Source organism: Exiguobacterium sp. 8A, from assembly GCF_902506275.1.
GTDB lineage: Bacteria > Bacillota > Bacilli > Exiguobacteriales > Exiguobacteriaceae > Exiguobacterium > Exiguobacterium profundum.
Map to the genome: position 1 here is coordinate 2,842,111 of NZ_LR733630.1, position 22,834 is coordinate 2,864,944.

A 22,834-nucleotide genomic window follows, 5' to 3' on the forward strand; every position below is an offset into this window, starting at 1 on the left:
TTATAGGTTTTTTTGTTGAGTAAATATTTATGATGGAAATCAACGAGAAAAGACAATCGCGTCGATGCGATGCATCTGATCACCCATCAAAAAGTCTTGGCGACAGAAAAAGCGGGTGCCATCTCGATGACACATGAAAATCTGAAAGAGGTTCGTGACTATTTGGAGTTGTTGCGCGACAAGAATAAAATCAAAAACGATAACTATCTTCAACTCTGCGGAATCATTGAACGATGGGAACAAGCTATCTTCGATGAAATCGATAAAGAACAGGACGTATTGTTAGAGGAAATGTATGCTGTCATTGGATTCTTGAACGGACTGGCGACACGTGCAGAAGAAAGTCGTGGATACGGAAACGGAAGAATAAGCAAAAGGAGTTCATCATGAACTCCTTTTTGCATGGGGAAACGATGTCATGAGAGCGACTCATGGAAGGAAAGTTGGTGTTTCCCGTTCGCTTTTGACCGATATAACGCTTCGTCCGCTTGTTCGATAGCGATGTGCGGTGGTTCCGGTGGACTCCAAATGGACGCCCCGATACTAGCCCCGACTTTTACCGATACGATGTCTAGCGTAATCGGCTCAGAAATCATCTCGATGAGTGTGCTTCCGACCTCCCGAACCTGTTGGGTCGAGCGCTCAGTCCTTGGGAACATGAGGAAGAACTCATCTCCGCTCAATCGGACGGGGTAAACCTCCTCGATGGGGAGCGCCCGTAACCGGTGTGCGACCTCGACCAATACCTCGTCCCCGACCGCATGACCATATGTATCATTCACCGCCTTGAAGCCGTCGAGATCGAGATAAAAGAAGACGTACGGTTCTTGCGAGGTGTGTAGTTGATTCAGCTGTTCACGTAGGGCGACCCGGTTTGAAAGACCGGTCAGTGCGTCACGGTTTGCTAGTTTTTCAAAGTGTACCCGCTCCGATTCAGACTCTGTCAGGGAGGTGACGAGCGATTCGAGCGCGAACGCGAGCGACTCAATCTCTTCGATTCCTGATTGATGGGGGAACGTGTTCGCTTTCCCTTGTTCCATGAGCGAAGCCGTTTCGGTGATTCGCTTCAACGGTCTCGTCACGATCGAAGCGAGTAGCCAACCGAGTACAGCCGTCACAAGTGAGGCCAATAAACCAATCCATAGAATTCTCGTTTCAAGTGTCTCGACTGGTGCAAACGCGACTGCCGTCGGCTGACGGACGACGACCTGCCAACCAAGTCCAGGATATTCATCATATCCTTCTCCGATTGACATGCCTGTCAGATAGTCTTGACCGTCATCCCACTCTTTCACGGAGGCGCCTTCTGTAAAGGATACAGGGAGTGGTTTTCCGACCATGTCGTCTGGACCGAGGAGCACGACACTGTCTCGTTCACTGATGACGAATAAATCCGTATCATCGACTTGTTCATGAAGCGTTCGATTGAAATGTTCGAGTACTTCTTTCCCCCAGGCCCAGCTTAAATGAGTGGCAAGTACCCCTTGAAACGAGCCGTCCTGGAAAAGCGGGACACTGATATCGACGAATTGGAGCGGTTCTCCCGTCGGATTCGGCAATAATTCAGCTAAGAGAACTGCCTCGTGGACATCTCCGATAAAGGGAGCATCTTGTGCTTCAAGATAAACCGGTCGTTCCGCAATCGATGCCCCTTCGAGAATCCCGTTCGTCGAAGCGACGACGGTCCCGTCCGCATCCGTGACGCCCATCCAAGAGAAGGCGGGGATGTTTGATTGGACTTGGTCGAGGAGTCGACGTGTCTCGTCTCGGTCTTCTAAATCGAGGCCTTGTAAGAGTTGGACTTCTTGATAGCGTGACCACATATAAAAATCGAGTTTGTCCGCCAATTGATGTGATGTCGTCGAGAGGCGTTCCCCGATTTCTTTCTCGAGCGCGTCAGATGCCCGGTGACTGATGAGGGAAGTGAGTGCGATCGTCAGTAAAAAGACGAGCGTGGCAATGCTGAGCGCCAAAATGAGTCCGAGGCGCATCGTAAAAGACTTGATCATGCGTAAATAAACCTCCTAAAGCTTGAATTAAAGAGAATTATGAAAAACGAGTCGATATCATGATAGGAAGAAGAGCTTCCGCTATAATGAAAGACGAGTCGAAAATAGATAGAGGTGAAGAGAATGAAAAAGAATCAATTGTTGGTCATCTTGACCATCGTCGCGGTCGCATTAATCGCATTGGTGTTCGTCTTACTCAACCAAGATGAGTCGACGACAGCTGAGCGTGGCGATCACGTCTCGATTGAAGGACAACCGACACTCGGAAACCCGGACGCAAAAGTATCGGTCGTCGAGTTCGGAGATTACAAGTGTCCTTCGTGTAAACAGTGGGGTGAAACGATTTACCCGCAACTGAAAGCGGATTATCTCGACAAGGAAGACGTCAGCTTCAGCTATATTAACGTCTTGTTCCACGGACAAGAATCGATCTTGGCATCCCTCGCTTCCGAGTCGGTATACGAGCAAGACCCTGAGTCGTTCTGGAAGTTCCATAAGGCGCTCTACGATGCGCAACCGGAATCACAACAACACGACAATGCGTGGGTGACCGTCGAGAAGCTGAAAGAAATCGCAGGCGAGACGACATCGGTCGACTTGGCGAAGTTTGAGCAAGACCTTGGGGAAGAATCGACCGTACTTGAAAAAGTCAGTACGGATGACGGTCTTGTAAAAGAGAACGGTGTTCAATTCACCCCGTCCATCATGATCAACGGCGTGATGCTCGAAGACCCGTTCGATTACGAAAAAATCCAAGAGCTGATCGAGCAGGATTTGTAAGATGAAATCATTTCTCGAAAAGTATGGGTTATACCTCGCTTGGCTCGTCTCGTTGATGGCGATGCTCGGCAGTCTCTACTTCAGTGAGATTCGGGAGTTCGTGCCATGTGAGCTATGTTGGATTCAACGTATCTTTATGTATCCGCTGACCATCCTCTTGGGAATTGCCGTCTTCACGGACGATCGGGCGGTTCGGAAATATGTGTTACCGCTTACTATCATAGGCGGTTTCGTATCACTTTACCATTACTTGGTACAGAAAGTGCCAGGTTTTGCAGAAATTCAACCTTGTGCACAAGGAGTTCCGTGTAGCGGTCAATACATTAACTGGCTCGGGTTCATCACGATCCCGTTCCTCGCATTGACGGCTTTCACGCTCATCACAATCCTCATGTGGAACGTCAAAAAGCGATAAGGAGTTGGCACGTGTGAAGAAATGGTGGATGATTGGTTTGACGACGATGCTCATCGTCCTAGCAGGATGTGGTCAAGAGATTGAGGACCCGCTCAACTGGGAAGTCGAATCGTTCGAATATACGAATCAAGATGAAGAAATGGTCAGTCTTGACGATTTAAAAGGGAAAGTGTGGATGGCGGATTTTGTTTTCACAAGCTGTGAGACAGTCTGTCCACCGATGACATATAATATGACGAAACTGAATGAAGCGCTTGAAAAAGAAGGCGTCGAAGACGTGCAGTTCGTTTCGTTCAGCGTCGACCCGACGGTGGATACTCCGGAGAAAATGAAGGAGTTTATGAGTGGCTATGACCTTGCGAAAGCAGATTGGCAGTTCCTCTCAGGCTATTCGCAAGACGAAATTGAAACATTTGCTCAACAGAACTTTAAGGCGCTCGTTCGGAAGCCTGACGAAGGCACACAAGTCGACCACGGCACGTATTTCTATTTGGTCGACCAGGAAGGTAAGATTATGAAGGCTTATCCCGGGTTCCAAAACGTTCCGACCGAAGACATCATCAATGACATTAAAATCTTACAAAAGTCTTAACTGAAGACCTGCTCCACCAAACACGGGTGGGCAGGTCTTTTTGGTTTAAGAGACCTGCTATAATGGAATAACCAGAATGCTCAATGAAGACCACGCCATTTTTTGAAAGATAGGCGAATCGACATACTTTCTCGTATAGAAACGGAGAAGGCGCGCTATAATCAATTCAACGAACTATTAGAAAAGAGGATTTACATGAAAAAGATGATGTTGCTCTCATTGGTCGGAATGGCGGCTGTCACCGGAACGATTCTGACACAGTACAAACCGCTCGGACGAAAGCCTAAATCGCTTCAATCTCCGAACCGGGTCAACGGAAAGTTTCGTAATCAATATGAGACGCCGATGACCTTTTCTGCGCAGGACATGGTGTCGATGGCGCGTGACTATCGTGATGTGACGTCATTGCGTAAACCTACCGAACGTCTTCCGATCGTGCCGATCGATTTCGAGGAGAAGACGGGGTCGAGCTTCACAAGAGTCTATTGGCTCGGACATTCGGCTCTCATGGTACAAATGGACGGGAAGACGATGCTTGTCGATCCAATGTTTGGACGCAGCCCGTCCCCACTCCCATTCGCCAAAAATGAGCGCTTCAGTGAAGACTTGCCGTTTGAACTCGAAGATTTGCCTGAAATCGATGTCGTCTTATTGACGCATGATCATTACGACCATCTCGATTATGGGACAATCCTTGCCATCCAAGACAAGGTCGCCATGTTCATCGTTCCGCTCGGTGTCGGAAGCCATTTGAAACGATGGGGTATCGGGGCAGAACGAATCGTAGAACGGGATTGGGGCGAGTCGCATGCGTTCGGGTCGTGGACATTCATCTGTACGCCGGCGCGTCACTTCTCCGGTCGCTCGTTGACGGACCGCAACAGCACGCTGTGGGCGTCGTGGGTCGTCCTCGGTGAGACGGATCGGCTCTTCTTCAGTGGGGACAGTGGATATGCTCCGCATTTCAAGATGATTGGCGAACAGTACGGACCGTTTGATTTCGCTGCACTCGAATGCGGGCAATATGATGTGCGCTGGCCAGACGTCCATATGCAGCCGGAAGAGACCGCGCAAGCGTTTCGTGATCTACGTGCCGATCAGATGATGCCGATTCATTGGGGGGCTTTCACGCTCTCGTTTCATGATTGGTTCGACCCGGCAGAACAGATGGCATCTCTCTTACCAAAAGAAGTCGTCCTCACTCCAAAAATCGGGGAGAGAATCACGCTCGACGGTCGGAATGATACGACGACGTGGTGGCGAGAGCTCGAAGACGCAAACAAGCGATGACCTCGGTCACCGCTTGTTTTTTTGTTAGGAAGACATCTTCTCTGTGGAATCTTCCTCGATATGCAATTGATGCTTTCTCGTGTATACAAGAAATGCGCCGGTCATCGCAATCGAACTAATTCCAAACAAGACGACCATGAGCTGAAGTCCAATCAAATCGAGGAAGAATCCTGTCACGAGAAGGACGACTTGGAAGATAATCCGGTCGAGCATGTTTCGGAACGAGAAGAAACGACCGTGATATTCTTTTGGCATCCGTGTCTGGAAAATCGTGACCGCCGTCGGGAAGAAACATCCGACCGAGAAGCCGAAGAGAACGAACGCAGCAATGGACATGAACGGGATGTCCGCAAAATAGAGCATCAGTTGGGCGACACCGATTAAAAACGAGAACGAGAATAAAATCGAGAACGCCGAGAATTTTTCTCCGATCCGTTTAATCATAAAGGCACCTGTCATGAAGGCGAGTCCCTCTGCCGTATAAATCCATCCTTTAATCGCCGTCGAATCTTGCAACTCACTGATGTTGATGACGAGCAAGTTGAATCCTCCGATGAAGAGGAGCGGGATGAGCGTCATGACGAGTGTCATGAAGATGACTGGAATCGATTTGATGATTGGGAAGACGTCTTTGAAACCGCTCGACGCTTTCGCATCGACCTTTTTCGCCGAGGGCGTTTTCGTCTCATCGAGTTTCAAGAAGAGCGTCGCGACCGCTAGCAACAGGTAGGCGACGAGCGAGAGCGCGTAGACGTTACGGAGCGAGATCAGTGTCAAAAGGACACCTGCAATCGCCGTCCCGATGACACGCGACAAGGTAGACACATTCATATGAACGCCGTTCAAGGCAAGAAGTTCCCGTTCTTTCACGATGAGCGGAATCGCTGCCTGGAGGGCAGGGAAATAAAAAGCGGCCGATCCCTGTAAGATAATCAAGAAGATGACCATCCACACGACCGAATTCGTCTCGATGGCGACGAACATGAAGATCACGCTGAGCGCCCGGACGATGCTCGAGATGAGCATGATTTTTTTCTTAGAACCTTGGTCGGTCAAGCGACCCGCGAGCGGACCGATGGCGACCCCGGCAAGTAAACCGATGGCGAGAATGACCGCCTTCACAAAGTCAGAGGGGACACGGTCTTGCATAAATTCCAAGTTCCCGATGATGCCGAGCCATAGACCAAGACCGGCGACGAATTCGCCCGTCAAGATGATCCAGACGTTCCGATTTTTCCACATAGATGTATTCCTCGATTCTTATCTGTTGATAATAATTATGCTTGAGAATGATTCATTTAGCCACAAAAAAGAAGCCGAACATCGGCTTCTTCATCAATCAAATATCACAGTTGTCGTCAGTGCACGTCGCACCGTTCGAAAGGACTTGGATTGTCGGATTGTTCTCAGACCAGACTTTTTCGAGCACTTGCGTGAACGCTTCTGTCGGCTGAGCACCGGACACCCCGTACTTGTTGTCGAATACGAAGAACGGCACACCCGTGATGCCGAGGTCGCTCGCGCGCTTCTCTTCTGCACGTACCTCTTCCGTATACACGTCAGTCGTCAAGACGTCACGAACCGCGTCAGAATCGAGTCCGACGCTTGTCGCGATTTCAAGGAGCACATCGTGGTTCCCGATGTGTTTCGCGTCGACAAAATACGCCTGAAGCAACGCTTCCGACAATTCTTTTTCTTTCCCGACCGTCTTCGCGTAATGCGTCAAACGATGCGAGTCGAGCGTACCCGTCACGACCATGTTCTCAAAATCATAGTCGAGTCCGACTTCGCGGGCCTGAGCGGCGACTTGTGCTGTCGTTCCTTTTGCCTGTTCAATCGGCATCCGATATTTCGTTGCGAGTGCCTCATAGATGGTACGTGAATCATTCGTCGGGGCGTTTGGGTCGAGTTCGAAACTCTTGAATTCGACTTCCACTTGGTCTGCCTGTGGGAACTGTTCGAGCGCCTCTTCTAGACGACGCTTACCGATATAACAAAACGGGCAGACATAATCTGACCATACTTCAATTTTCATGATGAATCCCTCCTGTCCTTAGTGTAGGAAATCTTGAATTCAAAGTACAGGAAACGGCTCATGAAAAAAAGCCCTCCACGAGGAGGACTTAAAAGACGTACCAAAACACACAGACGAAGTGGGCGAAGCTTCCGAACAAGATGAACAGATGGAACACTTCATGGAAACCCCATCCTCGCCAGTTGACGAATTTGGGTTTGAACCCATAAATGAGTCCGCCAATCGTATACATGACGCCCCCGAGGACGAGCCAGAAGATGCCGGCGTTGCCGATCACGTCATGGAGTGGTCCGATAAAGAAAACTGACAACCATCCCATCCCGATATAGAGCGCGGTCGACAAGAAACGAGGGGCATGGAACCAGACGAGTTTAAAAATAATGCCGAACAAGGCGAGTGCGTGTACGGTACCGAAGAGGACCCACCGCGTCGGTCCTTCGAGCGCGAGTAACGTAAGCGGTGCGTATGTACCCGCAATCAACGCGTAAATCATCGCATGGTCGATTCTCCGGAAGAAAGCGATGACGTTCGGTGAGGCGATGATGCTATGGTAAAGACCTGACGATAAGTAAAGAAAAACAAGGCTGATCCCGAATAGAATCGCGGCCATAATCGCAAGTGGCGAGCCGAGTAACGAAGCTTTAACGACCATCGCGATGAGGGCGATGAAAGCCAGTACTGCACCGGCAAGATGCGTCAGTGCGTTGATGGGTTCACGGAAAATCGAATGCATGTAAAACACTCCTTATCATATCATGTAGTATCGATAACTACATGATATACTGAAGAGGAACAAACAGCAAGGTATACCTTTCGACAAGTCGACGTTTTCATTATACTGAAGAGGTGAGGTGAGGCAGATGAAAGCAAAACAGATTACCGAAACGGAAGGTACACTCCCACGGGACGTATTGCCGACCGTTGATTTATACATGGACCAGGTCATCCAGTTGTTCGAGCAGCATTATGGGAAGATGAAGCGAAACGAGGATGAGACCATACTGACGAAGACGATGATCAACAACTATGCGAAGGGCAAGTTATTCCATCCCGTCAAAAATAAAAAGTATACGAACGAACATTTGATGTTACTTAGTTTGATTTATGAGATGAAAGGTCTCTTGTCGATCAGTGACATCAAAGAGACGCTCCGACCGTTGAACGAGTCGGATGAGACGTTCTCACTTGAAGACTTCTACGAGGCGTATCAGGCGCAGAAAGTGAAGAATCTAGAAGCGTTTGAAGCCCAGGCGGACACGCTATTAAATACATCACTCGAAGATAAGGGCGGTGTTAAGCGAACGCTTGCCATCGCGTCTGCCGTGCATATGAGCCACTTGTATCAGCGATTGGCCGAGCAATTGATTGATGAGAACTAAAACAACTCCTCCGAGGACGAATCGTCTGTGGAGGAGTTGTTTTTTAGTTATTGATGTACTTCTCGTAAACCGCACCGAAGTCTTTACGGTTCCATTCATGATAGTGACGTTGTAGCCAATCGAACGATTGCTCGTTCAATTCCTTGAACGTGTTCGGGACGTTCATGTCACCTTCACGGAGTCCGCTCAAAATCGACACCGAGTGTGTGAGCGACGTATTCGCATACTCCATCATGCGACGGCCTTCTCGCTGAATCTCTTCAATCGCAAGGAGTGCCTTGTACAAATCTTTCACGTGCTCGATTTGCTTCTTGTTGATATCGATTGAGTATGGCTTTTCGCCGATTGTGAATTTGACTTCGACATCGAGGTCGACGGTGCCGGCTGTCTCGAACATGACGTGCTTAATCGGATAGTGTGCGTAAGGGTAACGATACAGAACTCGTTTCGAACTCATCGCGCTCGTCCCGTCGAGGTGAATCATACCTAAGTTTGTAAAGCAGTACTCATCCGATTTTGATTTGATCAAGAAGTAGATCTTTTCGTTATCCTCATGGAGGACGTAATCATCCGAGTCCGCCTTATCGAAATCGGACGGGTCGATCACCTCACCGATGTCGCTGAAGCCAGTCAAATCAGAAGCTAGTTTTTTGAACATGTCATTCACTCCTCAGTAATGGATTTTATGCATCTCTTTCGGGTCGGACCCGGTCCGCTCGTCACGATTGAGCGCATCAATGGCCGCCATCTCTTCTTTCGTCAACGTGAAGTCGAATACCTGTATGTTTTCTTTGATTCGACTCGGTGTGACCGATTTTGGAATCACAGCGACTCCGTTCTGTAAATGCCAACGCAAGATGACTTGAGCCGGTGACTTGCCGTGAGCGTTCGCAATCTTGACAATCGTCTCATCTTCGAGCGCTTCGCGTCCTTTCATGAGTGGACTCCACGCTTGAATTTGGATGTCATATCGTTTGCAGAATGCAATCAGTTCTTTCTGAGACAAATATGGATGGATCTCGACCTGGTTCACGGCCGGGACAATCGAGCAAGATTGAATGATTTGTTCCAAATGTTCGATCTCAAAGTTCGAGACGCCGATTGCTCGGACGCGTCCTTCTTCATACAACTGTTCGAGTGCTTTGTACGTTTCGACGAACTTGCCAAAACGGGGCATTGGCCAGTGGATGAGGAACAAGTCGACATACTCGAGTCCGAGCCGATCTAGGCTATCCTGAAACGCTTGGAGCGCCTCATCAAATCCGTGGAACTCGTTCCAAAGCTTTGTCGTCACAAAGACGTCTTCCCGTGGGATGCCTGCTTCACGAAGCGCTTGTCCGACACTCTCTTCATTTTGATAAATCGCAGCCGTATCAATCAATCGATAGTCTGCATCGAGTGCAGCTTTGACCGTATCGACCGTCACCGCTCCATCTTCAACCTTATAGACACCGAGCCCGAGCATCGGCATCTTGACGTCATTATTCAACGTCGTCCATTCCATAAATAATCCCTCCCTCTCGTCTATAACGTTACCGAAATTTTGGATGAAGGGAAAGTAAAAACTACAGACGGATGCTTTCCCCGTGCGCCTTGATCACAATTTGGTCACGGTCGAGTTTTGCGGCCGCGACGAGACGGTGATACGGCTCCTCGACAGGTTCATATGAAAGGACGAACGTGTCCCAATGCATCGGGAAGAAACGCTTCGCTCCGCTCTCTTTGTACATCATCCAAGCCTGTTCCGGAGTGCAGTGCGCTTCCTGGAACGAGTCCGGTTGATAGGCACCGATTGGGAAGAAAGCGAGGTCGATCGGTTCACGGTCGGCGAGTCCTTTGAAGGAGTCGGTGTACGCCGTGTCTCCTGCGAAGAGCATACGAATCCCTTTGTATTTGAGCAGGTATCCGTTGTACCCCATATGTTTGTCCCACGGGAAACGGTTGCCCCAATGCTTGACGGGAATGGCGCGGACATCGAGTCCATTCGCAAGTGTCACTTTGTCATGTGGATGCAGTTCAAGCGTCTGCAGACTCGGGTATCGGCGCAACAGCCGGCTCGTCCCAGGAGCAGAGACGACAATCGTCTCGCGAGTGATGAGTCGCTTCAAACTTTTATGGTCAAAGTGGTCCATATGGGCATGGCTGAGTAGGATGACATCGACCGGGCCGACCTCCTCAATGGAGAGGGCCGGAGCGGTGTGACGTTTCATGCCGACTGTCAGCGGTCCAAGATGGACACCGATTCGTTTTGAGAAGACGGGGTCTGTTAAAATCTTGAGCCCATACCAATGAATGAGGACCGTCGAATGCCCGATCCACGTTGCCTGCACATGCGTCTCATCAATAGTTGTCAGTTCTGGACGTTCCGGCCATTTAAAGCGGGGACGGGGGAGACGACGTTTGAATCGTGTATAGAGAAACGTTCCGACGCTCGCCAAGACGGCACTCGGAACGAGGATGCGTCGACGCATCATGCATCACCTCACTGTTCGAATATATTGTCATCATATCGCGAGGACAGATGCACCGCATCCGCCTAAAGGAGTAGAAAAAATGGGAGATTGTGGGGTGCACTCTTGCGAATCCGCTTTCAATTTGATAAGGTGGCAGTAACTTAGGAAAGAGAGGTATACCGTGCCATGAAAAATACACGTTCACTCCAACGATGAGATGAATCATCACTGTTCGCTTGAACAGTCACGGGTGAAGTGTGTCCATTTTTTCAAATACGGGAAGCTCTCGTTTTCCTCTTTGAACGGATTCCTTCACACCACCGCTTTGAAGCGGATGGTGTTTTTTGTTTCATCGCGTATCGGATTAATAAGCGAGGTGAAACAGATGTTAGCAGTAAAACAAGTCCGGTTTGACTATGACCGGAAACCATTATTTGACGCGGTCTCATTCGAGGTCGCGGCTGGAGAGCGTGCCGTATTATTTGGACTGAACGGGAGCGGGAAGACGACGCTCTTCCGACTCGTGACAGGGGAGTTGACCCCGCAAGCCGGGACGATTGAACGTCAAGGCGAGATCGGGCTCGTCCGGCAGACAATCGAGTCGACAGATATGACCGTACTTGAGTGGACGATGCGCAGTGATCTTGAACGATATGCCCTCTATGAAGATGTATCTTCTGGTGACGAGATACGTGTCATGCGCTCCTATGAACGGGCGCTCGCGCTCGATGTTTATAACTTGGAACAAGAGGCGACAAGAGCATTGACTCGACTTGGGCTGGAGGAGCACCTCTTCCGAAACATTAACGAGCTAAGCGGAGGCGAGAAGACGCGAGCTCAGCTCTCGACACTGACGATGAAGCGGGTGGACCTCGTCCTGCTCGACGAACCGACGAACCATCTGGATTTCGAGTCGATTGACTGGCTGACGAAGTGGTTAAACCAGTTCAAGGGAACGGTGCTCATCATCTCACACGACCGTCAACTGATGGACGATGTCGCAACGACAATTCTTGAACTGTCAGAAGGCCGGGTCACACGATATCAGGGAAACTATACGGCGTATAAACATCAAAAAGAAGAAGAACGCGTGCGTGACGAGCGAGCACATGCTCGATACGAGAACCGAAAGGCAGAACTTCTCGAGATGATTGCCCAATATAAAGGGTGGCACTTAAAGGCGAAAGCGACAGCGAGTGTCCGCAGTCCGGGAGCGCAAAAGGGAGCGGCCAATCTCGCAGTCAAAATGAAGGCGAGAGAACAGAAGTTAAGGCAGCTCGAAGACAATCGTCCACAAAAACCAAAAGAGGAGAAACCCATCTCCGTCCGTTTTGCGGCGGATGAGCTCGAAGCGAAGACATGGCTGACGTGTGAGGATGTGACGTTTGGATACGACAAGCCGTTCTATGAACCGTTTTCCTTCTCGATAAATAAAGGAGAGCGGATCTCGATTACCGGACCAAACGGAAGCGGAAAAACGACATTATTAAACGTGCTGATCGGTGAGCGAGTACCACACTCGGGCGTGATTAAGCGACATCCTCGTCTGAAAATCGGATATTTCTCACAAACGCTCGAGCGTCTTCCGGAGACCGGGACGTTACTTGAGGCGTTACTCGCCAATAGTGAGATCGGAGAGACGGAGGCGCGGACGTTGCTCGCTCACTTCTTGTTCCGGCGAGATGAAGTGCACCGACCGATTACCGAGGCGAGCATGGGAGAAAAGTGTCGAATCGCGTTTCTCATCTTGTACTTCTCGGATGCCCATCTGTTGGCATTAGATGAACCGACGAACTATTTAGATGTGGCGACACGCGAACAAATCGAGGCGGCGTTGTCCGTCTATCCGGGTGGATTATTGTTGATTTCCCACGACCGCTACTTTCATCGTCTGACTTCGCGCACGATTGAATTAGGAGAGCACATTGTCATACGTGAGAACGATGAGCGCGATGAACCGGTCGATGTCGAACAAATGGTCAGAACGATGGACGAATTGACAAAAGATGAATTGAAATTTTTTGATGAAGCAGGAAACCTCCTACCATTTGACGAAACGAGTGAAATGAATCGAATCGAGTAGGAGTGAAGAACATGAATGGAGGAAGATTGTCGCGTGCGACGACGCGGAAGCGTAAACGCGTGTTCCGTATCACGACGGCATTGGCATTAATGCTCGCCTTGGTCGGGATCATCGCGTTCGCGGCACTGATTGACAAGAAACAGGACTCGGCTTTACCGGAATCTGATGAGATTGCCACGGAAATGGTCGACTCCGAGTCGGAACAACCGGCTGATGCTGATGCTGAGACGGAATCGGCAGATAAGATTTATATCGGGCAACCGTATACGAAAGTATACGCGGATGACCGGGTCACGGTCGTTTATGAAGCCGACTTGGGTGATCGATTTGAACGGTTGGAGACGGTAAGTGGATTTGTGAAAGTTCAGTTGAACGAGCGGTTGACCGGCTGGGTCACAGAAGAAAGTGTGACGACAGAGGCGACAGCTTTATCGGATGACGAGGTGATTGCCGCTTGGCAACAAGTCGTCCCAAACGCTTCGGAGTCCGTCCTCGACTGGATTGGGAAAGATCTCGAAACCGTCCGTGCGGAGCTTGGCAGTCCTTCTGCCGTTCAACGTGACCAAGTTAACGAGTATCATTTCTATGATGGATTCTTCCTCATGGTCCGGGACCAAAAAGTACGGGCCGTTGATTGGGACAAACAAGCAACCGCGACGCCAGACTTACAACCGACTCGCGAACAAGCGACCGGAATTTGGTTCGAGGGTGAGACGGTCCAATTGAAACTGTTCCCTTATAGCGGCGTCATGCGTGTCCGTCTGGAGCAAAAATGAGACAAAGCGGGAGAGTTCATTCTCCCGTTTTTTTTTATTGTTTTTCATTCAAATGAACGTTTGAATGTTTGGTTAAAATGGAATAAGATAAACAGTAGAAGGAGGAGTCAGTTATGGGACATCATCATGATCACGACCACCATCACCATCATTCGACGAATCAGCGGGCGCTCTTACTCGCCTTTCTCTTGATTGCGGCGTTCATGGTCGTCGAAGTGATCGGCGGACTATGGACGAACAGTTTGGCGCTATTATCGGATGCGGGGCATATGTTAGGAGATGCGGCGGCGTTAGGACTCAGTTTCCTCGCTGTCCGATTTGGGGCGAAAGCGGCGACACCGAACCGGACGTTCGGGTATCGACGTTTCGAGATTTTAGCGGCATTCATTAACGGGCTGACACTACTCGTCATCTCGGTCTATATTCTTGTCGAGGCATACCAACGAATTAGCGCGCCACCAGAAATTCTAAGTGGTGGGATGCTTGTCGTCGCCATCATCGGGCTACTCGTCAACATCCTTGCCGCCTGGATTTTAATGCGCGGGGAGAAAGATAATTTGAACGTGAAGAGTGCGTTGTTGCACGTATTCGGAGATTTGCTCGGCTCGGTCGGAGCCATCACTGCAGCAATCCTCATCATGTTGTTCGGATGGACGTGGGCGGACCCGGTCGCGAGCGCCTTTGTTGCGATTTTGATTTTAATCAGTGGTTATCGTGTGACGCGTGACGCGATTCATATCTTGATGGAAGGGTCACCGGAACAGATTGACGTACGGGCGATGCAAGAAGAGATTTCGAAGGTTGAAGGGGTGAAGGAAGTTCACGACTTGCATGTCTGGTCCATCTCGTCGAGCGAACATGCGGCTACTTGTCACGTTTTAATTGGAGAAGAGACAGATGATCAAGACGTCTTGAGACAAGTGACGGAACGAATCCGGAAATACGGGACGTTCGAACGTTCGACGGTCCAGATTGAGCGGGAACGACAATGTTGTGAAGAACGAATCATCTGGTAAGAAAAACGGACACTCGCTTGAGTGTCCGTTATTTTCCGTTCACATCGATCACGACAATCTCTGGTGGATTGTAAATACGTGGAATGTTGAAGCTGTAATTGAATCCCCGTCCAATCACATGGGTGAACGTCTCATGCTCATAGAGTCCACCTGCGTATTCAGGAAAGAATCCTTGATCAGGTGCAAATAATCCGTTCATCAAGTAAGGGATTCTCACTTGCCCGCCATGAGCATGTCCGGACAAGACGAGGTCGAATGGAAGTTTGGCATACGTATCGACTTGTTCGGCACGGTGCGAAAGAAGTACCCTGAACGTCTCATCGGGGGCGATGTCCTGCATCGCCGCAGTCGACTCCGCATCCCAATCCGTATAAATATTTTCTCTGAACCCACGAAGAGGATCTTCTAGCCCGCCGATGACGAGGTCGATTCCGTTGATGGTGACCGTCTCCCATTCGTCTTCGAGAACGTTGACACCAGATGAGCGAAACACGTCTTTCACATTGTGACGGACATAGTCATCCGATCCATCGATTTCATGGTTGCCGGTCACGAAATACATCGGCGCAATCCCTTCAAGCCCTTCGATTAGTTCGAAGGCGGGTTCAGGTGAACGATATCGGTCGAGTAAATCGCCCGGTAAAGCGATGAGGTCCGGTTTCTGTGCACGAACCTGGTCGATCAAAATCGACTGTTTATAACCGTATGAGGCGCTGTGTAAGTCGGAGAGGAGCACGATGCGGAGAGACTCGTCTGCTGACAGTTTATCGGACGTCACGTCATACGTCCGGACGGTCAACCCATTGTACGTCGCCGTGAACAACAAAATGCCGAGTGCAACAAAAAGAAGAGTCGATTTATGTTTCTTCATCAGTGCTCCCTCCTTCCTTAATCGTGTCTCTATCTTACTCTGATAGGCAGGGTTAAGCAAAAAAAATCCCGCTCCAGAGAGCGGGATGAATGTTATGCAGCTTTCGCTGTCAATTTGACGTCGACATTGCCGCGCGTTGCTTTTGAATAAGGACACACTTGGTGTGCTTCTTCGACAAGGCGCTCTGCTGTCGCTTGGTCGACACCTTTGATTTCGACTTCAAGTTCGACTGAAATGAAGAACCCTTCATCATTTTGATTTAATGTGACGTGACCTGTGACGCTTGAACCGTCTGTCTTCACACGTTCTTTTCCGATGATGAGGTTGAGGGCACTACCGAAGCAAGCCGCATAGCCAGCTGCGAAAAGTTGTTCCGGGTTTGTGGCACCGTCTACGTGTTTCGCGCCAGGCATCGAGACGTTCATGTCGATGACGCCATCTGTTGATTTCACGTGACCTTCGCGGCCACCGATTGCTGTTGCTGATGCTGTGAATAGTGATTTCATGATTGAATTCCTCCATTTCATTTTTAACAATTAAGTTGTGCACAATTTAAATTATAGAGCAGTCAAAAAGTTTCGCAAGTGATATGCTTGGCTAAAGAAGAGTACGGAGGATTACGTATGGACCAATCGTTAAAGTTAGAACATCAAATCTGTTTTCAATTGTATACCGCCTCAAAAGAGCTTACCCGGTTATATCGCCCAATTTTAGCACCGCTAAACCTGACGTATAGTCAATATCTCGTGATGCTTGTCTTATGGGAAGAGGATGGAATCGATTTGCGACAACTCGGATCGCGGTTGACGCTCGACTCTGGGACATTGTCGCCGCTCGTCAAACGGCTCATCCAAATCGGCTATGTTGAGAAAAGTCGTGCGACTGACGACGAACGAAAAATCATCGTTCGTTTGACCGAGAGCGGTAGCGCGTTGCGTGAGCAGGCAGCGAATGTGCCGCTACAAGTAAGTGGTATGCTGAATATAGACGAAGCGACGTATGTCGCATACATGGAGATGCTTACCGATATCAAGACGAGACTACACGATTTCGGGGAGCGTCAGCGCGAGCAGTAAGGAAGGAGGAGCCATGTTTCGAAAATTGATCATCCTCTTGATGGGGATTGGACTCTATATGGCTTGGCAATATGAGATGCCGAACGTCTCTGCCCCGACGAGCATTCAGGTTGAGTCTGAGGTGGCGACCGAACGAGCGACAGACGCGCCAAAGTTCGCAAGTCAGTATGCCGGGCATGACTGGTATTTGGTCGAACGTGGCGGTGACCGCGGACTTGAACTGATTGATGAGGACGGTGCGAAAAAAGGATTCTATCAGTTCGAGACAGGCAGCACGTATCGAGGTCTCGTACTGAATGAAACGACCCGTGATCAAGTCGAGGACATCGGCTTCGAGGCGGTGACTTCGTATAATAAGGGATTGAATCGATACTTGATTCCGGACGATCCATCGTTTTCCGTTTTTGCAATCGATGGTCAGTATGTCACTTTCTTTTTTGACCAGCATGATGATGACCTCCTGAAAGGGATCTTGTCGGTCGACCGCCGTGTCGAAGAGGCGAGTGAGGGGTACTATGGTGATTTGTCGAAAGAGGGAACGGTCGCCAATGAGCAGTTGATGCGCATCCTCATGAATTGGGACCGTGAAAAGTTTGAATTGAACGCTTTAGCCGACTATGAACCGCTCTATCCGGTCGTGCGGGCGCATAGTCAAAACATGGCAGAAAGCGATTTCTTCAGCCATACAGACCCGGAAGGACAAGACCCGTTCGATCGAATGGACGAAGCAGGACTTTCGTATTCGATGGCCGGCGAAAACTTGGCGATGGGACAGATGAGCGTGTTCCATGCGCATTGGGGACTCATGAACTCGAAAGGGCATCGTGAGAACATCATGCAGCCGCGCTTCACCCATGCTGCCGTCGGGCTCGCTTACAACGACGACGGTAGTCCTTTCTATACAATTAACTTCATCACACCACGTTAAAAGAACGCGCTAATGACGAATTTAGCGCGTTCTTTCGTTTGCTTTATTCAGTGATTGTGAATTTTTGAAGTCGTTCGTTTAGTAGTTCGGCGACAAAAATTGTCCCGTCCTCTTGTACAGTGAGATCGTGGGGGATGCGCAATTGACCCATCTTGTTCCCCCAAGAACCAAATCGCTCAATGACTTCTCCCTTCGGACTTAAAACGACAATTTGACTGTTAGGAGTTTCACGTTCCCCGTTCAGATAATCGCCACCATCGACAAGATAGATGTTGCCATCGTTCCCTGTATCGATTCCGTAAGGTCTTCCGATTTCGGTGTCATCCCATGTGGAAAGATGTTGTCCATCCTGGTCAAACACTTGAATGCGAGCATTATTTCGGTCAGCCACATATATGTTCCCTGACTGATCGTGAGTGATTCCGTGAGGCAAGTTAAACTCACCATCGGAAGAACCATAAGCATTAACTTCCCATTGGATGTTCCCATCACGATTGAATTTTACAATACGATGATTTCGGTATCCATCAGCCACAATGAATGAACCATCTTCCATTACGGTCACATCAGTTGGCCGTGCGAAAGTATATTCATTCATCGGGACAGGGAAGTTAGGCAGTTCATTTCGAATCCGTAAGCTTGTCTCAGTGCCGAGGCGATAATCGTCCCCAAACGTAGCGAGAACATTGCCACGTTCATCCAGCTTGAAAACTTTATTCAACATGATATCCGTTACCCAAATGTTGTTTTGAGCGTCCACTTCGATCCCGTGAGGAGATTGAAACAGGTTGTCCCCAAATTCATCGACAATCTCGTTTGTGTTTGGATCAAACACTGTGATTGTAGGGGTCGTGATCAATTCTTCATTCGCATAGCTTCCATCTCCGCGGTGTAAGTAATAGACATATCCTGAAGGGGAGGTAGAGACACCGCTACCTTCTCCTCCACGATGTGAGACACTGTCCTTCTCGGGCCAAACCCAACTAGATGTATATCTAGAACTTTTGGCTTTTTCATCATATTCATCTTTGAAAATGGGGTCCGTTCTTCCTTGGGCAAGCCATACAAGAGTTACTGAAAGTGCGAGGAGTACGCTGACTCCCAGCACCATTCTTTTTTTCATTCTATACAAGTGTGACACTCCTTCACGATTTACTGTGCATAGAATATGATAGATGGCTTAAGTGTAAACGCCAATTAGACCGTAGAGAGAAATCAATCTACGCCTTCAGGATGAGGTCAAATCAGTTTCTTCACCGCATCCTCAATTTCAGCCGGTGTCGTCTGTGGCGAAAAGCGCTCGATGACGTTTCCATCACGGTCGACTAAGAACTTCGTGAAGTTCCATTTGATCGCCTTCGACCCGAGAAGCCCGGGCGCTTCTTTTGAGAGATAGGTGAAGAGTGGGTGGGCATCCTTGCCGTTCACGTCGACTTTCGCGAACATCGGGAACGATACCCCGTAATTCAGTTGACAGAACTCTTGAATTTCTTCATTGGAGCCCGGGTCTTGATGACCAAACTGGTTGCACGGGAAACCTAAGATTTGTAGGCCCTGTCCTTTATAGGTGTTGTAAAGTGATTCGAGGCCTTCGAGCTGCGGTGTGAATCCACATTTGCTCGCCGTGTTGACGATGAGTAAGACGTCGCCTCTATATGTAGCTAACGGTTGTAATTGTCCTTTCATGTCTACTGCTTCAAAATCATAAATCATGATAATTCCCCCTTTTTTTGTAGTATACCAAGAGAAGGAGACAGACTCGAACTTGAACGCGTTGCGTGCAATCAAATTGTTATGAAATCATGATGTCGCTGTTACATCATTCCGAAGAAAGAATCCGTATAATGAAAAACGTTGTAGAAAGGAACGGTGTTATGCGATTTTTAAAAAATGAATTTATATGGATTGCGCTTATTTTAATCGGACTCTTTTTATCAAGTGCGACGCCTTACTCGGACCAGTCTATCGTTTCGCCACTCGAGCGATTCAATTGGAGCTGGATCGAACCGACGCTAGCGAACGTGCAGTTCGACTATGCAGGAAAGGAAATCTCGCTCGATACGTTGGGGACGACAGGATTGATTGAGTTCTTTATGCGGAAGACGGCACATGTCGTCACGTTCCTCGTTCTCGGTGCATTATTCGTGAAGGCCATCTCGCGAACGAATCTTCATGCGGGACTGAACTTACTCTTCGCCTGGGCACTTGCGAACACGGTGGCGATTTTTGATGAGTATCATCAGAGTTTGACTCCTGAACGGACCGCGCTGTTAGAAGATGTCCTTTTGGATAGTACGGGTGCTGCCGCAGGTGTCATCTTATTCGGTGGGGTGTTATTACTTCGTTCGAAACGGAAAAATAGCAAACGGACCGGTTATGTTGCCTTAAGGTAGTCAAAAAAATGAATGGGTTACTATGTGAAAAGCGCTTTCTTGAAGTGCTTTTTTTCTTTTTAAAACTATTTTGTGACAACGAACCAAACAAAATATTGTCTATACCCACGTTTTTTAAAGGATAAAACGTAAATTAGGTCAATGTCATACGAATGAAATATAAGTGTAAAATAACTTTTGGTTTAGATTGCTATAATGAGTCACAGAGCGAACGAAATGTCGCGACTTATCTTATTAAAAAATAATTGCACGACTATAGATAAAAACTACACGGGAATCAGCGGAGGGAAGCACATTGGGTAACTTGAAGAAATTTGCAGCTACAGTCACTCTAGGCGCACTCTTGATCGGCGGAACGTCACCGACTTATGCAGCCTCACTTACAGAGAAGCAGAAGAAAGTACAAGAACAACGACAAAAGAATAGCAGCGAGCAGTCGAAAGCAAACTCTTCGATTCAATCACGTGAGCAAGCCATCAGCAAAGAGCAACAAGAGATCAACAAGTTAGATGCTGAACTCCAAGACGTCATCAACGATGTCGCTCAGAAAAAAGCTGAGATTCGTGCAACTGAAGAAAAAATCAAAAAGCTTCAAGCACAAATTAAAAAGTACGAAGCGAAAATGAAAGCACAAGAAGATCTTATGAAAGATCGTATGGCGACGATGCAAAAGAACGGTGGCTCGTCAGTCAACTGGGCTGAGTTCATCTTCGGTTCTAAAGACTTCGGTGATTTGATCACACGCATGATCACAGCTGGTACGATCCAAGAGAACGACCAACAAATCTTCGAAGAATACGAAGCAACGAAAGAAAAACTCGCGAAAGCGCAAGCTGATTTGAAAGCAGAGCGCGATTCACTCGTGAAGCAAAAAGAAGAACTTGAAAAACGTCAGAAAGAGCTCGATCAAAAAATGAAAGAGCGCGCTGCGAAAATCAAGAAACTTGAAGCTGAAAAAGTGAAGTTCGAATCGAAACTCATGAGCCTTCAAGAGATGGAAGATACGCTCAAAGCTCAAGAACAAGCGATTCAATCAGAAATCGAAGCGCAACGTCGTGCTGAAGAAGAAGCACGTCGTGCAGCGGCAGCAGCTGCGGCGGCGAAAAAGCAACAAGGTTCAAGCTCGAATAGCGGTTCAAGTGCTTCAACAGCACCGGTAGCGTCTACACCAGCAAGCGGTGGCATGTTCCAACGTCCAGCAAGCGGTCGCCTCTCACAAGGGTGGGGTCCAGCAAGCGGTGCGAACGGCTACTCGTTCCACAACGGTCTTGATATCGCAGGTCCAGTCGGTACACCGATCTATGCAGCACAAACAGGTACGGTCCTCCGTGCAGGTTGGGGTGGCGCATACGGAAACCATGTTATGATTGCACACGTGATCAACGGGCAAGTATGGACGACAGTATACGCTCACATGAGCTCGGTATCAGTTTCTGCGGGTCAACGCGTGTCACAAGGACAAAACCTTGGCGGCATGGGTAGCACAGGGAACTCGACAGGTTCACACCTTCACTTCGAGATTCACCGTGGCGGCTATTCGTACTCTTCATCGAGCGCGGGAAGCACAGTTAACCCAGCATCATTCTTCTAAACACAAAGACAGTGATCGACGAACGCGTCGATCACTTTTTTGTTGCCTGATAGACGATGAACGTCAAGAGTGCGGCACCGATGACGCTGAGCCATAGCGTATCGAAGTTTGGGTCATCGAGCATGCTCCGGCCCCCGAGGAACACCATATAGCCGAGTATCGCGAGCGTGACAAGTGTCAAAGCGGTCACTCGGATTTGTCGCGGGATACGTAGCCACCAACCGAATAATCTGTTCATGAAAAATCGCCTCCTCTATTAGTATAGGGGAGGCGATGTGTTTCATCTAGCGAATCGGACCCAGGCAGAGTCCATGATTTGTTGGTAACCGACTTCCCGATAGATTTTGTTCGACGTCGGGTTCGTCAAGTCAGTGTAGAGGACGCAGAATGATTTTGTCTCGAGTAACTGTCGGCTGAGATCGGCGACGAGACTTCGTGCATACCCTTTTCCTCGTGCACTAGGTGATGTGTAGACGAACGAAACAGTGATTCCGTTCTCGGTTGGACGTGCGCGTTTCGCACACGAGACGACCTGTCCATCGACTTCCCAAAAGACAGCTTCTTCCCTTTCAAGCATCGTCTGTACGGCTTTTGTTACTTTCTCTGGTGGAGATGAACGGAGACCTGATTCGGCTTCGAAGGCACTATACCAAGCCTCAAGCTGCGCCTGATCGGCAACCGTCGCTTCTCGCATCCTCCCAGTCGCCATGTCGATGTCTTCCACGCTGTCGAGGCGATAAAGACCTTGGGACATGAACATCTTGCTCGTCCCAGATGTAATCTCTTGCCACGCTGTCGCAAACCGTTCCGCCTGTTGTCGTTCCGATACGACTTCCGAGAAGGGGACTTCTTCTTTCAAAAGGTGGGGGATGATGAAAGACGGGAGAAGGTCCGAGCGCTCCTTCTTCACGACGATATAGTGAAGTGGATGCGGTGGTGTCACTTGGAGGATGGCGAGAAGCTCTCCGTCCTCTTCGACTGTGAACTGATGAAACGTTTCATAAATTCCTTGTTTGACGTTATTCAAGACGCCAATCATGAGGCTATTCTTTGCCTCCTCGTCGAGTAATGCCGTCATGACGCGGTCTGAGAAGTGATCAGGGTTCTTCCATTCCATCCATTCCATATGTATCTCTCCTTTATTATA

General features: G+C 49.0%; 26 protein-coding genes. 13 read left to right on the forward strand and 13 right to left on the reverse strand.

Going from position 1 to position 22,834, the window contains the following annotated elements:
• Positions 1–69: 69 nt before the first annotated feature.
• Entirely contained in the window at positions 70–390 is a 321-nt protein-coding gene (locus tag GVY42_RS14915; protein WP_159561919.1) for a DUF6241 domain-containing protein, read from the forward strand.
• Between the two features lie 26 nt (positions 391–416).
• Here the strand turns inward: GVY42_RS14915 and GVY42_RS14920 are convergent, their stop codons facing one another.
• Positions 417–2,009, reverse strand: coding sequence for a diguanylate cyclase domain-containing protein (locus GVY42_RS14920; RefSeq protein WP_159561920.1), 1,593 nt, complete (start codon positions 2,007–2,009; stop codon positions 417–419).
• 123 nt (positions 2,010–2,132) lie between these two features.
• Here GVY42_RS14920 and GVY42_RS14925 point away from each other — a divergent pair, with 123 nt between their 5' ends.
• The 4 genes from GVY42_RS14925 (at position 2,133) to GVY42_RS14940 (ending at position 5,086) form a co-directional block, all read left to right on the forward strand.
• Entirely contained in the window at positions 2,133–2,789 is a 657-nt protein-coding gene (locus tag GVY42_RS14925) for a DsbA family protein (protein ID WP_074037614.1), read from the forward strand.
• A gap of 1 nt (position 2,790) precedes the next feature.
• The gene (locus GVY42_RS14930) at positions 2,791–3,204 is read left to right on the forward strand and encodes a disulfide oxidoreductase (protein WP_159561921.1); all 414 of its coding nucleotides are present in this window, start codon (positions 2,791–2,793) and stop codon (positions 3,202–3,204) included.
• A 28-nt stretch (positions 3,205–3,232) separates the two neighbouring features.
• Positions 3,233–3,796: an SCO family protein gene (locus GVY42_RS14935; RefSeq protein ID WP_159563620.1), complete on the forward strand. Its 564-nt coding sequence runs from the start codon at positions 3,233–3,235 to the stop codon at positions 3,794–3,796.
• 195 nt (positions 3,797–3,991) lie between these two features.
• On the forward strand, positions 3,992–5,086 hold the full coding sequence (locus GVY42_RS14940) for an MBL fold metallo-hydrolase (protein WP_159561922.1): 1,095 nt from the start codon (positions 3,992–3,994) through the stop codon (positions 5,084–5,086).
• 24 nt (positions 5,087–5,110) lie between these two features.
• Here the strand turns inward: GVY42_RS14940 and GVY42_RS14945 are convergent, their stop codons facing one another.
• From GVY42_RS14945 to GVY42_RS14955, 3 genes are all read right to left on the reverse strand, one after another.
• Positions 5,111–6,328: an MFS transporter gene (locus GVY42_RS14945; protein WP_159561923.1), complete on the reverse strand. Its 1,218-nt coding sequence runs from the start codon at positions 6,326–6,328 to the stop codon at positions 5,111–5,113.
• 97 nt (positions 6,329–6,425) lie between these two features.
• Entirely contained in the window at positions 6,426–7,121 is a 696-nt protein-coding gene (locus GVY42_RS14950) for a DsbA family oxidoreductase (RefSeq protein WP_159561924.1), read from the reverse strand.
• Positions 7,122–7,209: 88 nt separating this feature from the next.
• Positions 7,210–7,854 carry a hemolysin III family protein gene (locus GVY42_RS14955; RefSeq protein ID WP_031421292.1) on the reverse strand — a complete coding sequence of 215 codons (645 nt, stop codon included), beginning with the start codon at positions 7,852–7,854 and terminating at the stop codon, positions 7,210–7,212.
• A gap of 127 nt (positions 7,855–7,981) precedes the next feature.
• On the opposite strand from GVY42_RS14955, the gene GVY42_RS14960 reads away from it, so the two are divergent.
• Complete coding sequence (locus GVY42_RS14960) at positions 7,982–8,500, forward strand: DUF1836 domain-containing protein (protein ID WP_159561925.1); 519 nt, start codon at positions 7,982–7,984, stop codon at positions 8,498–8,500.
• A gap of 43 nt (positions 8,501–8,543) precedes the next feature.
• Here GVY42_RS14960 and GVY42_RS14965 read toward each other — a convergent pair whose 3' ends face one another.
• The 3 genes from GVY42_RS14965 to GVY42_RS14975 form a co-directional block, all read right to left on the reverse strand.
• Complete coding sequence (locus GVY42_RS14965; RefSeq protein WP_159561926.1) at positions 8,544–9,158, reverse strand: PH domain-containing protein; 615 nt, start codon at positions 9,156–9,158, stop codon at positions 8,544–8,546.
• A 12-nt stretch (positions 9,159–9,170) separates the two neighbouring features.
• Entirely contained in the window at positions 9,171–10,004 is an 834-nt protein-coding gene (locus tag GVY42_RS14970; protein ID WP_031421296.1) for an aldo/keto reductase, read from the reverse strand.
• Positions 10,005–10,065: 61 nt separating this feature from the next.
• Positions 10,066–10,971, reverse strand: coding sequence for an MBL fold metallo-hydrolase (locus GVY42_RS14975; RefSeq protein ID WP_230872783.1), 906 nt, complete (start codon positions 10,969–10,971; stop codon positions 10,066–10,068).
• 367 nt (positions 10,972–11,338) lie between these two features.
• Here GVY42_RS14975 and abc-f point away from each other — a divergent pair, with 367 nt between their 5' ends.
• From abc-f to GVY42_RS14990, 3 genes are all read left to right on the forward strand, one after another.
• A complete protein-coding gene (gene abc-f / locus GVY42_RS14980; protein WP_159561927.1) occupies positions 11,339–13,036 on the forward strand; it encodes a ribosomal protection-like ABC-F family protein in 1,698 nt (565 codons plus the stop codon).
• An 11-nt stretch (positions 13,037–13,047) separates the two neighbouring features.
• Entirely contained in the window at positions 13,048–13,812 is a 765-nt protein-coding gene (locus GVY42_RS14985) for a hypothetical protein (RefSeq protein WP_159561928.1), read from the forward strand.
• 113 nt (positions 13,813–13,925) lie between these two features.
• The gene (locus GVY42_RS14990; RefSeq protein ID WP_159561929.1) at positions 13,926–14,828 is read left to right on the forward strand and encodes a cation diffusion facilitator family transporter; all 903 of its coding nucleotides are present in this window, start codon (positions 13,926–13,928) and stop codon (positions 14,826–14,828) included.
• A gap of 28 nt (positions 14,829–14,856) precedes the next feature.
• Here GVY42_RS14990 and GVY42_RS14995 read toward each other — a convergent pair whose 3' ends face one another.
• The gene (locus tag GVY42_RS14995) at positions 14,857–15,699 is read right to left on the reverse strand and encodes a metallophosphoesterase (protein WP_159561930.1); all 843 of its coding nucleotides are present in this window, start codon (positions 15,697–15,699) and stop codon (positions 14,857–14,859) included.
• Between the two features lie 92 nt (positions 15,700–15,791).
• A complete protein-coding gene (locus GVY42_RS15000) occupies positions 15,792–16,205 on the reverse strand; it encodes an organic hydroperoxide resistance protein (RefSeq protein WP_015881037.1) in 414 nt (137 codons plus the stop codon).
• Positions 16,206–16,322: 117 nt separating this feature from the next.
• Between GVY42_RS15000 and GVY42_RS15005 the strand changes: the two genes are divergently transcribed.
• Positions 16,323–16,775: a MarR family winged helix-turn-helix transcriptional regulator gene (locus GVY42_RS15005; RefSeq protein WP_159561931.1), complete on the forward strand. Its 453-nt coding sequence runs from the start codon at positions 16,323–16,325 to the stop codon at positions 16,773–16,775.
• Between the two features lie 13 nt (positions 16,776–16,788).
• On the forward strand, positions 16,789–17,703 hold the full coding sequence (locus tag GVY42_RS15010; protein WP_159561932.1) for a CAP domain-containing protein: 915 nt from the start codon (positions 16,789–16,791) through the stop codon (positions 17,701–17,703).
• 43 nt (positions 17,704–17,746) lie between these two features.
• On the opposite strand, the gene GVY42_RS15015 is transcribed toward GVY42_RS15010, so the two are convergent.
• Together GVY42_RS15015 and GVY42_RS15020 are read right to left on the reverse strand one after the other, a co-directional pair.
• Positions 17,747–18,826, reverse strand: coding sequence for a peptidyl-alpha-hydroxyglycine alpha-amidating lyase family protein (locus tag GVY42_RS15015; protein ID WP_236548978.1), 1,080 nt, complete (start codon positions 18,824–18,826; stop codon positions 17,747–17,749).
• A gap of 116 nt (positions 18,827–18,942) precedes the next feature.
• A complete protein-coding gene (locus tag GVY42_RS15020) occupies positions 18,943–19,419 on the reverse strand; it encodes a glutathione peroxidase (RefSeq protein WP_074037960.1) in 477 nt (158 codons plus the stop codon).
• A 158-nt stretch (positions 19,420–19,577) separates the two neighbouring features.
• On the opposite strand from GVY42_RS15020, the gene GVY42_RS15025 reads away from it, so the two are divergent.
• On the forward strand, positions 19,578–20,096 hold the full coding sequence (locus GVY42_RS15025; protein ID WP_159561934.1) for a VanZ family protein: 519 nt from the start codon (positions 19,578–19,580) through the stop codon (positions 20,094–20,096).
• A 295-nt stretch (positions 20,097–20,391) separates the two neighbouring features.
• Positions 20,392–21,687 carry a murein hydrolase activator EnvC gene (locus GVY42_RS15030; protein ID WP_159561935.1) on the forward strand — a complete coding sequence of 432 codons (1,296 nt, stop codon included), beginning with the start codon at positions 20,392–20,394 and terminating at the stop codon, positions 21,685–21,687.
• 31 nt (positions 21,688–21,718) lie between these two features.
• Here GVY42_RS15030 and GVY42_RS15035 read toward each other — a convergent pair whose 3' ends face one another.
• A complete protein-coding gene (locus GVY42_RS15035; protein ID WP_159561936.1) occupies positions 21,719–21,925 on the reverse strand; it encodes a hypothetical protein in 207 nt (68 codons plus the stop codon).
• A 42-nt stretch (positions 21,926–21,967) separates the two neighbouring features.
• Entirely contained in the window at positions 21,968–22,813 is an 846-nt protein-coding gene (locus GVY42_RS15040) for a GNAT family N-acetyltransferase (protein ID WP_159561937.1), read from the reverse strand.
• Positions 22,814–22,834 lie beyond the last annotated feature (21 nt).

What these genes read in the sequence shown, in the direction of transcription:
- GVY42_RS14915 (WP_159561919.1), top strand. Translation starts at nt 70, where the DNA reads ATGCATCTGATCACCCATCAAAAAGTCTTGGCGACAGAAAAAGCGGGT.
- GVY42_RS14920 (WP_159561920.1), bottom strand. Translation starts at nt 2,009, where the DNA reads ATGATCAAGTCTTTTACGATGCGCCTCGGACTCATTTTGGCGCTCAGC.
- GVY42_RS14925 (WP_074037614.1), top strand. Translation starts at nt 2,133, where the DNA reads ATGAAAAAGAATCAATTGTTGGTCATCTTGACCATCGTCGCGGTCGCA.
- GVY42_RS14930 (WP_159561921.1), top strand. Translation starts at nt 2,791, where the DNA reads ATGAAATCATTTCTCGAAAAGTATGGGTTATACCTCGCTTGGCTCGTC.
- GVY42_RS14935 (WP_159563620.1), top strand. Translation starts at nt 3,233, where the DNA reads ATGATTGGTTTGACGACGATGCTCATCGTCCTAGCAGGATGTGGTCAA.
- GVY42_RS14940 (WP_159561922.1), top strand. Translation starts at nt 3,992, where the DNA reads ATGAAAAAGATGATGTTGCTCTCATTGGTCGGAATGGCGGCTGTCACC.
- GVY42_RS14945 (WP_159561923.1), bottom strand. Translation starts at nt 6,328, where the DNA reads ATGTGGAAAAATCGGAACGTCTGGATCATCTTGACGGGCGAATTCGTC.
- GVY42_RS14950 (WP_159561924.1), bottom strand. Translation starts at nt 7,121, where the DNA reads ATGAAAATTGAAGTATGGTCAGATTATGTCTGCCCGTTTTGTTATATC.
- GVY42_RS14955 (WP_031421292.1), bottom strand. Translation starts at nt 7,854, where the DNA reads ATGCATTCGATTTTCCGTGAACCCATCAACGCACTGACGCATCTTGCC.
- GVY42_RS14960 (WP_159561925.1), top strand. Translation starts at nt 7,982, where the DNA reads ATGAAAGCAAAACAGATTACCGAAACGGAAGGTACACTCCCACGGGAC.
- GVY42_RS14965 (WP_159561926.1), bottom strand. Translation starts at nt 9,158, where the DNA reads ATGTTCAAAAAACTAGCTTCTGATTTGACTGGCTTCAGCGACATCGGT.
- GVY42_RS14970 (WP_031421296.1), bottom strand. Translation starts at nt 10,004, where the DNA reads ATGGAATGGACGACGTTGAATAATGACGTCAAGATGCCGATGCTCGGG.
- GVY42_RS14975 (WP_230872783.1), bottom strand. Translation starts at nt 10,971, where the DNA reads ATGCGTCGACGCATCCTCGTTCCGAGTGCCGTCTTGGCGAGCGTCGGA.
- abc-f (WP_159561927.1), top strand. Translation starts at nt 11,339, where the DNA reads ATGTTAGCAGTAAAACAAGTCCGGTTTGACTATGACCGGAAACCATTA.
- GVY42_RS14985 (WP_159561928.1), top strand. Translation starts at nt 13,048, where the DNA reads ATGAATGGAGGAAGATTGTCGCGTGCGACGACGCGGAAGCGTAAACGC.
- GVY42_RS14990 (WP_159561929.1), top strand. Translation starts at nt 13,926, where the DNA reads ATGGGACATCATCATGATCACGACCACCATCACCATCATTCGACGAAT.
- GVY42_RS14995 (WP_159561930.1), bottom strand. Translation starts at nt 15,699, where the DNA reads ATGAAGAAACATAAATCGACTCTTCTTTTTGTTGCACTCGGCATTTTG.
- GVY42_RS15000 (WP_015881037.1), bottom strand. Translation starts at nt 16,205, where the DNA reads ATGAAATCACTATTCACAGCATCAGCAACAGCAATCGGTGGCCGCGAA.
- GVY42_RS15005 (WP_159561931.1), top strand. Translation starts at nt 16,323, where the DNA reads ATGGACCAATCGTTAAAGTTAGAACATCAAATCTGTTTTCAATTGTAT.
- GVY42_RS15010 (WP_159561932.1), top strand. Translation starts at nt 16,789, where the DNA reads ATGTTTCGAAAATTGATCATCCTCTTGATGGGGATTGGACTCTATATG.
- GVY42_RS15015 (WP_236548978.1), bottom strand. Translation starts at nt 18,826, where the DNA reads ATGAAAAAAAGAATGGTGCTGGGAGTCAGCGTACTCCTCGCACTTTCA.
- GVY42_RS15025 (WP_159561934.1), top strand. Translation starts at nt 19,578, where the DNA reads ATGCGATTTTTAAAAAATGAATTTATATGGATTGCGCTTATTTTAATC.
- GVY42_RS15035 (WP_159561936.1), bottom strand. Translation starts at nt 21,925, where the DNA reads ATGAACAGATTATTCGGTTGGTGGCTACGTATCCCGCGACAAATCCGA.
- GVY42_RS15040 (WP_159561937.1), bottom strand. Translation starts at nt 22,813, where the DNA reads ATGGAATGGATGGAATGGAAGAACCCTGATCACTTCTCAGACCGCGTC.